This is a genomic window from Quadrisphaera granulorum (assembly GCF_003149145.1).
Lineage (GTDB): Bacteria > Actinomycetota > Actinomycetes > Actinomycetales > Quadrisphaeraceae > Quadrisphaera > Quadrisphaera granulorum.
Map to the genome: position 1 here is coordinate 44,154 of NZ_QGDQ01000029.1, position 14,483 is coordinate 58,636.

Consider the following 14,483-nt stretch of genomic DNA (forward strand, 5'->3'; position numbering starts at 1 on the left):
CAGAGCGCTCCCTCGCAGCTCCGGCAGACTTCGCAGATGAGCGAGTACCAGTACTTCGAGTTCCTCGCGCTCGACAAGCTTCTCCCCCGCGAGCTGCAGCAGCACCTGTCGAGGCTGTCCTCGCGATCTCACGTCAGCGCCAGCCGGTACGCCGTCCACTACGACTACGGCAACTTTCCCGGCGACCCGGACACCCTCATCGGCGACCACTTCGACGCTCATCTGCACGTCGCCGCTTGGGGCTCACGTCACGTGCTGCTGAAGGTACCCGCGCGAGACCTGCCGCTCTCCGTGGCCGCGCAGTACGCCACCGAGCAGGTGGTGGAGGTCTGGTCTGACGCAGACAGCACGGTGATCGCCATCCGCCTCGATGCCGACGACGGCTACCTGGAGTTCGACCGCCCGCTGTACTTCGAGGACGACGACGACACGTCAAGTCCCCTGGCTGACATCGCCTCGGCCCGCGGGTCGCTGCGCCGGGGTGACCTCCGCCTGCTCTACCTGGCGTGGCTGGTCGCGCTGGTGCGAGGAGATGTCGACGACGACGACGTCGAGCCGCCCGTCCCGCCAGGCCTGGATCACCTCGACGAGCCCCTGAAGGCGTTCGTGGCGTTCTTCGAGCTACCCGAGACCATGATCGCCGCAGCGGCGGAAGGCAGCGCCGCCGCCAGCAGCCCCGACGTCGACGATCCCCTCGAGGAGTGGTGGACCCTCGACGCCGTCGAGCCCTACGTGGCGGCCCTCCCCCATGCTCAGCTGGTCGACATCGTGACGTCCATGGTGCTCGGTGACGGGAACGCCGCTGACGCGCTCACCCAGCAGATCCGCCACAACGTGCGCGATGACCTGGGGCTCGACCCCGAGGATGACGTCACCACGCCGACTGAGCGTCGCTCCGCCGGAGCCGTGCTCTTCCGCGAGGCCCAGCTGCTCGCGAAGCCGGACCACACCGCACCGCCGAACACCTCGCAGCCGGACACCGTGCGGCCCGAGGTCGACCTCGACGCTCTGATCGCCGAAGCCACGGCCGACTGCTACTCCCCCGACGAAGCCGCGATGGGCTTCCAGAACTTCATCGACGACGAGCTGGAGCTGCCCTTCACGGTGCAGGTGCTCGGCGAGACGGTGACCGTCGTCGAGGTGGACATCAGCGGGGAGGACACGCTCGTCGCGCGGTGCGAGCGCGGGCGTCATCGCCAGGTCATCGACCTCCGCGATCTCCCCACTCCCGACCCGGCGCCGCCGGGTTGGCAGTGGGTCCAGGCGTACCGACGCTGGGCCGGCTGACCAGCCTTGCCGACGCGAAGCGCTACGGGCTGCTCGCCGACGAGGCTGTCGGTGTCGAGCGCTGTGCAGCGGCGCAGGTGACCTCAGACGCTCGCGCCGTGACGCTCGAGGTACTCCGCTAACGCCACGCGCAGCAGTTCGGAGTAGTCCTTGGCGCCACCGGCACCGATGAACTTGGCGCCGCACTGATCCAGGTCGACAGGCAGGGTTGTCTGACGCTTGGGAGAACGCCCTGCGGGCCGGTTGCGCCCGAGGGTTTTGCGCCCTCGCAGAGCACCCTCCACGGCCTCCGGGCCACCCAAAGCTGCTTCCAGCGCTGCGCGCCCGTGGGCGGCCGCGCTCGCACCACGCAGAGCGGTGCCGGAGTGCTCCTTGAGCGTCATCGCCTCCTCAGCCCAGTGAGACATCTCCTCGTCATGCTCCAGCTCACGAGTGCGGTCCTGAGGGAGACGGGGGGTGTGCATGTCGATTCGGTCGTTCATCAGTCCTCCATCCTGGCCAGGTGCTTGGCCCTCGCATGCATGACATGGAAGACCCGCAGGCTTCGTGGTGGTCGCTTCTCCACCATGACTTCCAGCAGCGGCGCATTCGGGTCACGCTGAGGCCCGATGTACAGAGTCGGCGGGATGGCGGCTGGCGGCCGGGGCTCCTCGAACGACTCTTCGACGTAGACCGCATTCACGATGGCGTGCAGGGCGTCCTCACGGGCGACTCCATGGCGGTCGGCGGACTCTGCCCACGTCAACGCCACGGCAGACAACGTACGCCCCAAACATCGGTTTGTCTACGCCCCAAATCAAGCGGAGGTGCTCAACGTCGCTGACTCGCTCTCACCCTCGCCCAGGCTGGGTCACCTCGGCGAGGCGATCGGTTGCCCCGTTCGCCGCCTCCACGCGATGACGATCGCCATCGCGACATCGGCCAGTTGGGGCTTCATTGAGAGCGCAGGGCCTTGGCGGTACCCATGGCTACAGCTTCGCCTTCAGCGCCGCCACAGCCACCCTCCGGGCTCCACTCGACCACGGTGCCCAAGGGCTTGGGGACAACAACGGCGTCACGCGAGCCCCCCACGGGGAGCCCCGCAGCCACGCGCATGTCGAACGCTTCCTGGACAGCTTCCCAGGTCACGTCCGACCAGCTGCACAGCAACACCACCCCATCGCGATCATGGACTTCCGGAACACCGCTCGACCAGGACGGCCGCCCGCGATCAGAAAGGGTAAGAGTCTCGGTCCCCGGCATCATCGAGCAGTGCCACGGGCCGCAGCGGCGGGCGGCCACAAAGGGACGGCTTGCACCTCCAGCACTGATGATCTTCCACTTTGCGAGGACCCTGAACTGAAAGATCATCGGGTGACGGCTCGTCCTCTGGCACGTCAGTGCGGAGGCGCTGGCCCGCGGCGCCCTAGTGAGGCGCAACGCCCACTACCGGCGGCGAAGACTCAGGCCGTCGATCTCCACGGTGATGGTGAGTGAGGTGGGTTCGGGGTACTCCAGTGCCCTGAGGCAGTCGCGGCCCATGCGCTCGGCTCCACCGAGGCTGTAGGGATTGCGTGGCCGTGACCTCCTCGCCAGTAGCGTCGACGATGACGAGTTCCCAGCCCCGCTCCCAACGCGAGGCCTTCACGGTGTAGTCGCTCACTGGAGCCACCCCTTCGGCAGGCAGGCCAACCTCTTGATGAACGAGCGGACGACGTCATGACTTGCGCGAGATGACGATCGCCATCTCGACGCCCGCCTGCACCACCGACTGCAGCTCACCGGGCACGACCACCTGCTCGTCGTCCCCCTTCACGGCCAGCCCGGCGAGCACGAGCCTGTCGAGGGTCTCGACGGCCAGCTGCGCCAACGCCGCACGCTCCACAGCCGAAAGATCGAGCGTGTCGCAGTAGCTGTCGACGGACGCTCGACCGACTCCGTTCCCGGCCAAGGCCCCCAGAAGAGTCACGGACATCAGCGGCAAGAACGCACCCCTGGGGAAGGGCCGATGTCCGGCCCAGACGTGCGGCATGTCCAGGAGCACGAAGATCCACCGAGACACCACGGCTCGTGCCTCGTCGATAGCGCCGGCAGGGTCGGACAGCAGCGCCTCGCCGGCCGCGGTGAGGGTGGGCGGCGCGTCGTCGTCGCCGTCCTCAGGGTTGCCCCCCAGAGGAACGAACTGCGCCAGTTTCAGAGCCCACCACAGGTGCGCCAGACCCGTCTGCCCGCCGACAGCGAGAGGCTCGGGCAGGTCCACCGCGAGCGACTGCTTGCCGGCGGCGTCCTTCGTGATGCTCAGCGTCCCCTGCCGGACCGCTCCCAGCATCGCCACCACGTCGGCCAGGAGCGGCAGCGCAGCGACGGCGCGATCTTCGGCCTCTTCGCTGACGTCTCCGGCGGCTGCCATCTGCCGGCTGATCTGCGCCAGCAGGCTGTCGGGGTCGAGGGTGGTGTCGAGCATGGCCTGCATCGACCTCACCCTCGTCGGGTCGTCCGCCCAGGCGCCGCTGTCGTCGAGGTAGTGGAAGTACAACGACAGCGAGGCGCAGACCGCCTCCACCATCTCCCGCGGCTGCTCCTTCTTCACCAGGTCGAGCAGGGCTGCAAGATCATGGAGCGTCCACAGGGTGGGGTCGGCCTCGAGACCGGCCGCGGGCGCCATCGTTGCCGCCGCAACCACGCCGGCCCAGAGCAGAGGGGCCTTGGCCGCTGTCTCCTCGGGGCTCTCCAGCGCTCCGTCCGCACCGTGAGCGATCACCCAGGCCTGGAACGCACCCGCGTGGCCCAGCCACCCACCGCTGAGCCCCCCGTCGACGGCGACGGCGACGGGGTCGTGGTGATGGCTGCGCTCCCGCGCCGGCCGCACTCCGCTGCTCGATGACGGCCGTGTCGGCCGACGCTTCGGCTTCTGCGCGTTGGCCTTCGGACGCCGGTGCGGCTTGTTCGCCATGCACCCACAGTGCCAGTCCGGGCTCGGTCGCCGACAACGGTGGCCCCTTGGTCCGGCCAGCCCCGACCACCGCGGGCTTGCACCGGACTGGCTCGCCCCGCGAGGGAGTCAATGTCGGGAGCTGTGAAGCGTTGGCCCCTTCAGCGTCACGGGGCCGTCACGCTGAAAGGGCCAATGCTGCGCAGCTCAGGAAACTGTTGTTCACTCGTTCTCTGAATGGCGTGGCCCTGCTCTCACGCGGGCCGGCGGCGAAGGCATTCCCCCAGCGACCCACTCTCGGTGACGGCGCCATCACGCCGATAGGGCCAACGCGACACAGCCTCGGGAACTCGACTCCCGGCCCGCCCACCGCTCAGCTCCCCCAGCTCACGCCGGTGCGGGCAGCGCGAGCGCTGCCACCACTCCCCCGAGCAGCAGCGGAGGCACGCCCGCCAGGTCGCCCACGGTCAACCCGTGGTTGGACGAGAACACCAGCACCGTCGGCCCCTCGAGCGGTCCGTTGAGCAAGAACCACACCCCGGTGACGACGACGGCGCTCACCCCCACCCGCCACGCCCCGTGCGCCACCGGCGCGGTCGACAGGAGCAGCACGAGGCACTGGACGGCGAGCGCCACCAGCGCCAGCCCGACGAGCACAGCGACCAGCAACGTCAGGTGTCGGGTTCCAGGCATCCGAGCATCCTGCCCCGCGGCCCCATCATCGTGCCGACCCGCCGGAGGGCGCATCAGCCGCCAATCCCACCTGGGCGGCTGCGCCGAGGAGACGCTGGTCGCAGGTCATGACGACGTCGACGTCGAGCAGCATCGCCGTGGCGAGATGAAGCGCGTCGAGCGTGCGTAGGAGCGCCGGCCCCGTGCGCCGGGCCAGCGTTGACGACAGCGGCTTGACTACTGATCTGTAGTCAGACACTCTGACTACAGATCAGTAGTCATGGGGGTTCAGTGGAGCAGAAGGTCACGACAACGGGCCAGCTCGGCCGACTGGTCTCCGCCCGGCGCCACGACAGCGGGCTGTCCCAGCGAGCACTGGCCACCACGATGGGCTTCAGTCAGCGCTACCTCAGCGAAATCGAATCCGGGGCACTCGGACTGAAGGCTCAACGCCTGCTCGACCTGCTCGACGAGCTGGGCATCGATCTGGTCGCACGGCCGCGCACGTGACGCGCGCCGACCTGTGGTTGCACGGGGTGCGCCTCGCCGAACTCACCGAGACCGGCGAGCGGATCGACCTGCGCTGGACACCCGAGGGCGCCGAGCGGCACCTCGGCCAGACCGTGCTGTCGCTGAACCTGCCGGTGACCGAGCCCGACCGCCCTCCGCACCACCGCAAGGTCCGCCCCTTCCTGGCCGGGCTGCTGCCCGAGCCGCAGACCGCCGCGCGCCATCGCCTCGAGCGACGCCTGGGCACCACCGAGGTCCTCCAGCTGCTCAAGCGCTCCGGCGGCGACGTAGCCGGCGCCGTCCGCCTGTCGGCCCCCGGGGAGCAGCCGGGCGTCGGCAGCGTCGAGCACCTCAGCGACGACGACGTCGCGCTGCTGCTGACCGACCCCCAGGCCGCCGCCACCCTGGGGGGTGGCTCCTCCGACGCCCTCCCGGGGGTCCAGCACAAGGTCGTCCTTCGATCACTGGAGGACGGCGCGTGGGGCATTGCCCGCCACGGGGCCTCGAGCACCCACATCCTCAAACCGCGCAACGGTCCGCTGAGCCTGGAGCTCGAGGCCTTCGGCGCCGCCGTCAGCGCCGAAGCAGGCCTGACCGACACCCCCTCGTGGATCCAGACCATCGGCGGGGTGGAAGCCCTCGTCATCCCCCGCTACGACCGCCACGTCCAGCCTGACGGCATCGTCCGTCTGCACCAGGAGGACATGGCCCAGGCCCTCGGACTCAATGCCGATGACCTGGGCGCCAAGTTCCAGCGCGGACGCCGCTACCCCTCCCTGGCGGCGATGGCCGGCAAGCTCAAGGCCAGCGGCGGCGACGTGGAGCCACTGGCGCGCCTGACAGCGCTGAACGTGCTGCTGGGCAACACCGATGCCCACGCCAAGAACCACTCCGTGCTCCTGGACGAGCGCGGCAGGGCGCGTCTGGCGCCGGCGTACGACGTTGCTCCCCTACTGAGCTTCGGGACCACCCGGTTTGCCCTGGACATCGCCGGCCACCAGCTCGTGGACCAGGTCGACAGGAAGGCGCTGGAGAGCGAGCTACGCAGCTGGGCGGGGGCGAGTTCGCAGCGCAGCATCGACCATGTCGCCGCAGCGATCGACGGTCTGGCAAGCAGCACCTCAGGTGTCGTGGCGGCGCTGCCACATCAGCTGCTCGACGACCTCCGAACACGAGCAGCGGCCTTCACCGCAGCCCACAGAGGCAGGACCGGCAGCGCTCCACTCACATGATCGCCTGTGCCGCAGACCCCCGCACGTCGCGTTGTGCACGGCCAGACAGGTGGGGGCATCCCACCGCACCCTCAGACCTGCGGCGGGGTGAGCGTCCGCGGCGGCAGGCCGAGCACCCGCACGTGCCGGGCGATCTCCTCCAGGGGCGCCAGCCACACGTCGTCCATGCCGATCACCCGCTCCAGCAGCCGCTCCAGCTCCAGCGCCCTCCCTGGGCGCCCCGACAGGAAGGGGTGACAGGTCAGCACCCAGCACCCACCCGCAGCGCGGAGCCCGTCCAGCTCGGCCTCCCACACCGCCCGCGCTACCGCAGGCGCCTCGATGAGGCCGCTGCCCACCAGGCCGGGCAGGTAGGCGTAGCGCTCCCAGTCGTCCAGGGCCCAGTGGATGGGGATCTCGACGATCGAGGACGACGACGTCGGCGGCCGCCCGTCGTCGTCCCCGCCGCCAACGGGCACCGCCAGCTCGTACGGGGTGTCGGCGTCCATGAGCGAGGAGTCGTAGAGGAAGCCGCGCTCGGCCAGCAGCCTCGCGGTGCGCCACGAGGCGTCCCACATCGGCGCGCGGTACCCGACGGGCCGCACCCCGGCCACCGCCTCCAGCGCTTCCAGCCCCCGGTCCAGCGCCGTCGCCTCCTCGGCCGCGGTCAGCGCTGACGGCTGCTCGTGCAGGTACCCGTGGTGGCCGATCTCGTGACCTGCGGCGACGACGTCGCGGACGGCGCCCGGATACCGCTCCGCGGTCCACCCGGGCACGAAGAAGGTGGAGCGCACGCGGTGGCGCTCCAGCATGTCGAGCAGACGCGGCAGCCCGACCAGCGGCCCGTAGGACTGGTGGGTGATGACGCTGGCGCGGGCGGCCACGTCGGGCTGCTCCCACAGCAGACCGGACTCGGCGTCGAGGTCGAAGGTGAAGGACGCCGCAGCGCGAGCCCCACCGGGCCACGGCAGCGGCGGCGGCAGCCGGCTCACCGTCGGGCCGCCGTCTGGACCGAGCGCTGCAGGGCCAGGGCGGTGACCAGCTCGTACGCGACGTTCGCGGCGGCGACGGCGGTGACCTCGGCGTGGTCGTAGGCCGGCGACACCTCCACCACGTCAGCGCCGACCAGTGGTAGGTCGGCGATGCCCCTCAGCACGGCCAGCAGCTCCCGGCTGGTCAGCCCTCCGGCCTCGGGCGTCCCGGTGCCGGGGGCGAAAGCGGGGTCGAGCACGTCGATGTCCACGGAGACGTAGACCGGGTGGTCGCCCACGCGCTGGCGCACCCTGTCGATGATGCCGCGCACGCCGATGTCGTCGACGTCGCGGGCGTGGATGGCGGTGAAGCCGAGCGCGGCGTCATCGAGGAGGTCGGCGCGGTCGTACAGGGAGCCGCGGATGCCGACGTGCGCGGAGCGATCCTTGACCAGCAGGCCCTCCTCCGACGCGCGGCGGAACGGTGTGCCGTGCGTGCAGGGGGCGCCGAAGTAGGTGTCCCAGGTGTCGAGGTGGGCATCGAAGTGCACCAGCGCGACCGGACCGTGCCGACGAGCGAGCGCCCGCAGCGACGGCAGGGCAATGGTGTGGTCTCCGCCGAGCAGCACCACCGACCGTCCGCCGTCACTCAGCTCGTGCACCGCGGCCTCGACCGACGCCAGCGCCTCGGTGAGGTCGAAGGGGTTGGCCGCGACGTCGCCGGCGTCCACCACCTGCGCCAGCGCGAAGGGCGCGGCGTCCTGCGCGGGGTTGTACGGCTTGAGCAGGCGACTGGCCTCGCGGATGGCGCTGGGGCCGAAGCGGGCGCCGGGCCGGTAGGTGACCCCGGCGTCGAACGGCACCCCGAGGACGGCGACGTCGTGGTCGGGCACGTCCTCGCGGCGCGGCAGCCTCGCGAAGGTGGTCAGCCCGGCGTACCGGGGCACCTTCGTCGCGTCGACCTGCCCCACCGGCCGCTGCGCTGTCGCCGTCGCCGTCGCCGTCGCCGTCGTCCCCAGTGAGTCTGCGCTCATGCTCTCCCCCTCGTCGTCCCGCCGTTGACCTGCACGACCTGCCCCACCACGGACCCGAGCTGCGGGTCCGCCAGCAGCGAGACCACCGCGGCGACCTCCTCCGGCGTCCCGATGCGCCGCAGCGGCGTCAGGGCGGCGTAGTCGGCGCGGACCTGCTCGTCGCTGACACCGGCCGCGGCGGCGTCGACCGACAGCTGGGGCGTGTCGATGACGCCCGGCGCGACGGCGTTGACCAGCACACCCCGAGGCCCCAGCTCGCGTCCGAGCGTCTTGACCAGCGCCACCAACCCCGCCTTGGAGGCGGCGTAGGCGGCGGCCTCCGGCCAGCCGGTCAGCCCCCACTCGCTGGCGACGACGACGACGCGACCGCCGCCGCGCCGCTCCATGCCCGGCAGCACCGCCTGGACGAGCGCGAAGGTGGCGCTGAGATTCACGTCCACCACGGACCAGAAGTCGTCGGCGCTCACGGTGGCGGTGGCGCCCATGGTCATGTGGGCGTGGTTGGCGACGAGCACGTCGACGTCCCCGAGGTGCCCGCTCACTTGCCCGACGAGGTCCGCTGCGGCGGCAGGGTCGGCGAGGTCGGCCTCGAAGGCCGCTCCCCCCACCTCCCAGGCGAGCTCGCGCAGGGCCGGCGTCAGGGTGCGGTCGGCGACGGCGACGGTGCAGCCGTCCGCGGCCAGGCGCCGCGCGTGGGCTCCGCCCATGCCACCGGCAGCTCCTGTCACCAGCGCGACGCGGCTCGTGGTGCCGGTCACTCAGATCACCGCCCCGGAGTTGGGGTGGAGGACCTCGCCGACGGCGTAGGTGCCCTCCTCCAGCAGCCACACGGCGCACCGCGCGACCTCCTCGGGCCGCGCGAGCCGCCCGGTCGGCAGCGTGGCCAGGTACTCGGGCGCGCGCCACGGGGAGTCGGGGGCCAGCAGCGGGGTGTCGGTGGGGCCGGGTGCCACGGCGTTGACGCGCACGCCGTGCGGCGCCACCTCGGCCGCAGTGCTGCGCACCAGCCCGAGCACGGCGCCCTTGGCGGCGGCGTAGGCGGCGTCTCCGGGGCCGCCACCGCCGACGGCCAGCTCGCTGCTGATGGCGACGACGGCGCCGGCGCCGCGCTCGACCATGCCGGGCAGCACCGCCTGGAGCACGTGGAGGGCACCGCCGAGGTGCACCCGCAGCATGCGGTGCAGCTGCTCGGAGGTGGTCTGCTCGAAGGGCACGGCGGCGTAGTGGCCGGCCGCGTGGACGGCCGCCACCACCGGGCCCAGCTGGGCGGTCACGTAGTCCACGGCGGCGCGGACGGCGTCCGGGTCGGCGACGTCGACGGCCACGCCGAGCACGCAGGGTGTGCCGTCGGGCAGGCCCGCGCGGTCGAAGCCGGCCACGCGCCACCCGCGGGCGGTGAGCGCCGCGGCGCACGCCGCGCCGATGCCGGAGGCCGCTCCGGTGACCACAGCGACGCGCGGCTCAGCTCCGGTTGTCGTGGCGGTCGTGGCGGGGATCGCGGTGGGGACCGTCGTGGAGGCCGTGGCGCTGGTCACGGCCTCGACCCCTCGTGCGCCACGGTGGTGGCCTCCTCGTCGGGCGTCGCCACGGGGACGATGCCGCGGCGCACCGAGGCGTAGACGGCGGCTCCGACGACGGCGAGGACAGCGACGGCGATCCACACCGACCAGTCCAGCCATCGCTGCTCGTTGACCGGGCGCGGCCAGGCGATGTTGAAGAGCTGGAACAGCGCCCACACCGCGGCCACCACGGACACCGGGAGGGTGGCCCGACCGAGGGTGAAGGGGCCGGGCGTCCAGCCGCGGCGCAGCTGGACCACGACGAAGCCGACGAGCGGGAAGAGGAACGCCACGGAGAACCCACCGGTCGTAAAGTTGATCATCAGGGTGTAGACGTCCCCGGCCACCAGGCTGAGCAGCAGCAGCGCGGCGCCCACGCCGGAGACCAGCAGCAGGGCCGTCGTCGGCTGGGCGGTGCCGGGTGAGAGGCGGGCGAGCACCCGGCCGCCGGGGAGCGCCCGGTCTCGGGCGTACGCCCACACCACGCGGCTGGCGGAGGTCTGCAGAGCCAGGAACGACGCGAGGAAGCCGATGACGAAGAGCAGCTCCACCGGGGTCGCGATGCCCGCGCCGAGCTGTGCGGTGAGCGTGGAGGAGACCGGGTCGGCGTCGTCGCCGGAGAGCACAGCGCCGAGGTCGGGGATGGCCAGGATGATCGCGGCCGCGGAGAACATCACGACGACGGCGATGAGCGTGAGGCTCGCGATGACCGCGCGGGGCACCGCGCGCCGCGGGTCGCGGACCTCCTCGGCGATGGAGCCGGCACTCTCGAACCCGACGAACGAGAAGCCGACGAAGGCCACCGCCACGAGGAACGGGCCGGACAGCGACAGGTAGCCCGCTCCCCCGCCGTCGCCGGAGGCCACGCCCTGCCACAGCACGCTGAGCGGCTGCTCGCGGTGGAAGAGCAGCAGCCATGCGCCCAGCACCACGGAGCCGAGCACCTCGGCGGCGATGGAGGCGGTGAGGAACACCTTGAGCGCCACGCGGCCGACGAGGTTGAGCAGCGTGCCGGCCACGAGGATGCCAAGGGCGATGAGCGCGCGCTGACCGCCGCTCGGGGCTGACATCCCGACAATCGCCGCGAGGAACCCCGCCGCGCCGAGCGCGACGGTGGTCATGGCGATGACGAGCGTCCACAGGTACGCCCAACCGGCGAACCAGCCGTAGCCGGTGCCCAGCAGGCCGCGCGACCACTGGTAGATGGACCCTTCGAGGGGCCACCGGGAGACGAGGACGGCGAAGACGAGCGCCACCAGCAGCTGCCCTGCGAAGACAAGCGGGAACGCCCACCAGAACGCGGGCCCGGCGGTGGTGATGGCCAGGGCGAAGATTCCGTACAGCGCGACGATCGGGCTGATGAAGGCGAACGCGAAGGCGAAGGAGCTCCACAGCGTGAACTCGCGCTTGAGCTCGGTGGTGCTGGTCGGGCCTGCTGGTGGGGCGGTGGCGCTCACGGGAACCTCCTGCACGTGCTCCGGGGATCTCCGGGGGTGGCCTCACCGTGGCGCTGCCAGCTCAGCCGCGACAGCCCCCGCGCCCCGACGTCGTGCGCGTCCCCACGTCGGCGCGGCCGGTTGGAGGAACCTCCAACGACGGCTCCGTGATCAGCGCAGACGGGTCGTAGCGTGCCGGTGTGGTGAGCGGCGGTGGTGGGGCGGACGACGACGCCGGCCCCACCGTGCCCGAGCTCGTCGGAGAGTCCGAACTGGGCCTCGCGCTGCTGCTACCCGGCCCTGCGGGGACGAGGGTGCGCTGGGCGCACACGACGGAGCTGGTGGACCCGTCGGCCTACCTGCGCGGCGGTGAGCTGGTGTGCACGGTCGGGCAGTCGCTCGTGGACGGCGTCGCTTGCGCGTCCTTCGCCGCCGCGGTGGCGGGTGCTGGCGCGGCGGGCGTCTGCTTCGGCACCGGTGACGTGCACCCGGAGGTGCCGGGCGCCCTGGTCGCGGCGTGCACGGACCTCGGCCTCGCCCTGCTGGAGGCCGGACCGGGAACGCCCTTCATGGCGGTCACCGAGCACCTCGCAGCGCTGCGGGTGCGCTCCGCGGTGGCCGACGGGCGTGCCGGGCAGCTCCTCGAGCTGCTCACCGACGGCGCCCTCGCCCCGGAGGCCCTGCTGCCTGCGCTCGTGGACGCGGGCCTGGGCCGCGGTCAGCTGCGGGCCTCGGCGTGGCCGACGAGCACCGTGCGCGAGCTGGCCGCCGCCGTAGCCGGCGCGCCGCACCTCATGGCCACCGAGGGCGAGGTGGTGCTGCTGGTCACCGCTGACGACCTGGACCTGACCGCGGTGGCGGCCGCGCTCGACGTCCCGTGGGGCACAGCCACACCGTCACCGTGGCGAGAGCTGGGCGCGGGTCTGCGGCGCGCCCGCGCGGAGCTCGCCGCAGCAGCGGCCGTCCGCGCCGACGGCGAAGCCGGTGCCGTGCGAGGCCGGGCCACCCTGGCAGCGCTGGTGGCCGCTCAACCACCCGAGGTGCTGACCCCCTTCGTCGACGCGCTCCTGCGCCCGCTCCTGGACGCCGACCGCCGCCGCGACGCGGGGCTGGTGGACACCCTGCGCGCTTTCCTCGCCGCCGACGGGTCGCTGGTGGCCGTGGCCCGCGCTCAGTACCTGCACGTCAACTCGGTGCGCCACCGCCTCACGCGGATCCGGGAGCTGACTGGCACCGACCCGACGACGCTGGACGGCGCCGCCGCCTTCTCGGTGGCGCTGCTCGCCACCCAGCGCCGCCCCTGACCCGTCGCGCTCACTCGCGACGCTTACCACGAGGACGGCAACGAGACCGCGATGCGCGGCGCGCAGGTGGTGACGTACTGCACCACCAGCGGCGGCACTCCGGAGAACTACCCGGAGCTGTGCCGCGAGTGGGTGGGGCCGGGAGCCTTCCTCATCTGTCGACGGCGAGTGCCACCAGCGCCCCATCCCGACGAGCGCAGCGACCAGCAGAGTCAGGAGTCGGGTCCCGGGCATCGGAGCATCCTGCCCCGCCAGATCCTCATCCCGAGCCGCCGGAGGGCGCATCAGCCGCCAATCCCACCTGGGCGGCTGCGTCGAGGAGACGCTGGGCGTAGGTCATGACGACGTCGACGTCGAGCAGCATCGCCGTGGCGAGGTGAAGCGCGTCGAGCGTGCGCAGGAGCGCCGGTCCCGTGCGCCGGGCTCATGCCCGAGTAGGTCCTCCAACGGCTCCGACTCGATCTCGCTGACGACTTGCTTGAGGAGCGCGCTGGAGTCGAGGCAGAGCCGCATCACCGGGTATCGTCGCGGTCGAGGGCGTCGAGGCCGCTCACGCCGCCAGGAGCCTTGTAGCGCCGAAGAGGGCGGCGGTAGGGCGTGCGCGCGGCCTGGAGCCGACCCCCAGCGGCCAGGCGCTCGAGATCGGACGTGGCCGAGGTGGTCGGCTCGGCGACGTCGCGGCCGAGGGAGGCGTCGACTGCAGCGCGTAGGTTCTCCTGCTGCGACCTACCCGACGCGGCCGCACGCTCCCGGAGAGCGTCTTCAGCATCCGGGGTGAGTCGGAGGTTGACGGCCGTCCATCGACGGTATCGACGACGTACCACTCGCGGTACCAGGTGAGCGCCACGGGGAGCCAGCGGTCAGCGGCCGAACCAGGTGCTGGTCACGCGGCGCACTGCAGGGGCGTAGCGCAGCCGCAGCAGCTCGCGGCCGCGGAACAGCGGCGTCTCGTTTCCCGCGCCGTCGACGCTCACAGAGGGGTGAGCGACGGGCCTCACACCCCGGTGGGCCCGTCGGGGGAAGCGGGTCTTGTGAACCTTGGCAACTCAGGCATCTTGGTGGGGTAGCACAAGCCCCAGGCTTGCCGAGCCTGCTCCTGGTCAGGCAGCATCTCTCGGGCGCCGACCCCGGCGCCCGCCAGCAGGGACATCACCTGGGCCAAGTCGGTGGCAGCCGCGAGGTCAAGATCATTCCATAAGCTCGCAAGCACTGCAGCGGCCATGGCGTCACCCGCACCAGTGCTGTCCACAGCGGGCATGCGCCTTCTGGCATCACGTCGGGCTTGCGCGGGTTCACGCTCAACGGGTGATCGGGTCCACCGTCGTAGATCGTGATCTGGTGGGTTGTCGGGCGGACCCTGGCGGCTCCGGGCGGCAGCTCGTCGCCGTCGTCATCGGGAGACTTCACCACCACCACGAGCGGTTCTCGCGCGGCGTTCGCGACGCTCCGCCGCCACTCGAACACTGCCTGAATGGGGCTCAGGTCTCGTCGGAGAGGAATGATCAGAACCTGTGGATGACCGGGCGGGTCGTACCTTCCCGGTGATCTCCACACCCAACGAGAAGAAGATCAGCGTTGCAGCGCTGTT

At 71.7% G+C, this 14,483-nt stretch carries 16 protein-coding genes; 5 read left to right on the forward strand and 11 right to left on the reverse strand.

Annotated features, from left to right (window positions below; genetic code table 11):
- Positions 1 to 36: 36 nt before the first annotated feature.
- Entirely contained in the window at positions 37 to 1,287 is a 1,251-nt protein-coding gene (locus tag BXY45_RS23925) for a hypothetical protein (RefSeq protein WP_146211272.1), read from the forward strand.
- Between the two features lie 83 nt (positions 1,288 to 1,370).
- Here the strand turns inward: BXY45_RS23925 and BXY45_RS18495 are convergent, their stop codons facing one another.
- The 5 genes from BXY45_RS18495 to BXY45_RS18520 all read right to left on the reverse strand — a co-directional run bounded on the left by BXY45_RS18495 (position 1,371) and on the right by BXY45_RS18520 (position 5,129).
- Entirely contained in the window at positions 1,371 to 1,769 is a 399-nt protein-coding gene (locus BXY45_RS18495; RefSeq protein ID WP_109776013.1) for a hypothetical protein, read from the reverse strand.
- Positions 1,769 to 2,038, reverse strand: coding sequence for a hypothetical protein (locus tag BXY45_RS18500; RefSeq protein WP_109776014.1), 270 nt, complete (start codon positions 2,036 to 2,038; stop codon positions 1,769 to 1,771). Before BXY45_RS18500 ends, BXY45_RS18495 begins: the two co-directional genes overlap by 1 nt.
- Before the next feature lie 945 nt (positions 2,039 to 2,983).
- Complete coding sequence (locus BXY45_RS18510; RefSeq protein WP_146211274.1) at positions 2,984 to 4,219, reverse strand: hypothetical protein; 1,236 nt, start codon at positions 4,217 to 4,219, stop codon at positions 2,984 to 2,986.
- Between the two features lie 366 nt (positions 4,220 to 4,585).
- Positions 4,586 to 4,891 carry a hypothetical protein gene (locus BXY45_RS18515; protein ID WP_109776017.1) on the reverse strand — a complete coding sequence of 102 codons (306 nt, stop codon included), beginning with the start codon at positions 4,889 to 4,891 and terminating at the stop codon, positions 4,586 to 4,588.
- Positions 4,892 to 4,916: 25 nt separating this feature from the next.
- On the reverse strand, positions 4,917 to 5,129 hold the full coding sequence (locus BXY45_RS18520) for a PIN domain-containing protein (protein ID WP_109776018.1): 213 nt from the start codon (positions 5,127 to 5,129) through the stop codon (positions 4,917 to 4,919).
- Positions 5,130 to 5,161: 32 nt separating this feature from the next.
- Between BXY45_RS18520 and BXY45_RS18525 the strand changes: the two genes are divergently transcribed.
- Positions 5,162 to 5,380, forward strand: coding sequence for a helix-turn-helix domain-containing protein (locus BXY45_RS18525; RefSeq protein WP_170131606.1), 219 nt, complete (start codon positions 5,162 to 5,164; stop codon positions 5,378 to 5,380).
- Complete coding sequence (locus tag BXY45_RS18530) at positions 5,377 to 6,612, forward strand: type II toxin-antitoxin system HipA family toxin (protein WP_109776020.1); 1,236 nt, start codon at positions 5,377 to 5,379, stop codon at positions 6,610 to 6,612. Before BXY45_RS18525 ends, BXY45_RS18530 begins: the two co-directional genes overlap by 4 nt.
- Positions 6,613 to 6,683: 71 nt before the next feature.
- On the opposite strand, the gene BXY45_RS18535 is transcribed toward BXY45_RS18530, so the two are convergent.
- From BXY45_RS18535 to BXY45_RS18555, 5 genes are all read right to left on the reverse strand, one after another.
- Positions 6,684 to 7,583 (reverse strand): polysaccharide deacetylase family protein, encoded by a 900-nt coding sequence (locus BXY45_RS18535; protein ID WP_211319734.1) that lies wholly within the window; start codon positions 7,581 to 7,583, stop codon positions 6,684 to 6,686.
- Positions 7,580 to 8,596 carry an agmatinase gene (speB, locus tag BXY45_RS18540; RefSeq protein ID WP_109776021.1) on the reverse strand — a complete coding sequence of 339 codons (1,017 nt, stop codon included), beginning with the start codon at positions 8,594 to 8,596 and terminating at the stop codon, positions 7,580 to 7,582. The genes BXY45_RS18535 and speB overlap by 4 nt, the downstream gene beginning before the upstream one ends.
- Positions 8,593 to 9,354: an SDR family NAD(P)-dependent oxidoreductase gene (locus tag BXY45_RS18545; RefSeq protein WP_218566946.1), complete on the reverse strand. Its 762-nt coding sequence runs from the start codon at positions 9,352 to 9,354 to the stop codon at positions 8,593 to 8,595. The genes speB and BXY45_RS18545 overlap by 4 nt, the downstream gene beginning before the upstream one ends.
- On the reverse strand, positions 9,355 to 10,044 hold the full coding sequence (locus BXY45_RS18550; RefSeq protein ID WP_342799581.1) for an SDR family NAD(P)-dependent oxidoreductase: 690 nt from the start codon (positions 10,042 to 10,044) through the stop codon (positions 9,355 to 9,357).
- 83 nt (positions 10,045 to 10,127) lie between these two features.
- Positions 10,128 to 11,612 (reverse strand): APC family permease, encoded by a 1,485-nt coding sequence (locus tag BXY45_RS18555; RefSeq protein ID WP_109776023.1) that lies wholly within the window; start codon positions 11,610 to 11,612, stop codon positions 10,128 to 10,130.
- 179 nt (positions 11,613 to 11,791) lie between these two features.
- On the opposite strand from BXY45_RS18555, the gene BXY45_RS18560 reads away from it, so the two are divergent.
- A complete protein-coding gene (locus BXY45_RS18560) occupies positions 11,792 to 12,895 on the forward strand; it encodes a PucR family transcriptional regulator (protein ID WP_109776024.1) in 1,104 nt (367 codons plus the stop codon).
- A gap of 994 nt (positions 12,896 to 13,889) precedes the next feature.
- Here BXY45_RS18560 and BXY45_RS24880 read toward each other — a convergent pair.
- Positions 13,890 to 14,153, reverse strand: a complete 264-nt coding sequence (locus BXY45_RS24880) for a PfkB family carbohydrate kinase (protein WP_425468340.1) — start codon at positions 14,151 to 14,153, stop codon at positions 13,890 to 13,892.
- Between the two features lie 72 nt (positions 14,154 to 14,225).
- Here BXY45_RS24880 and BXY45_RS23500 point away from each other — a divergent pair, with 72 nt between their 5' ends.
- Positions 14,226 to 14,366 (forward strand): hypothetical protein, encoded by a 141-nt coding sequence (locus tag BXY45_RS23500; protein ID WP_170131607.1) that lies wholly within the window; start codon positions 14,226 to 14,228, stop codon positions 14,364 to 14,366.
- Positions 14,367 to 14,483 lie beyond the last annotated feature (117 nt).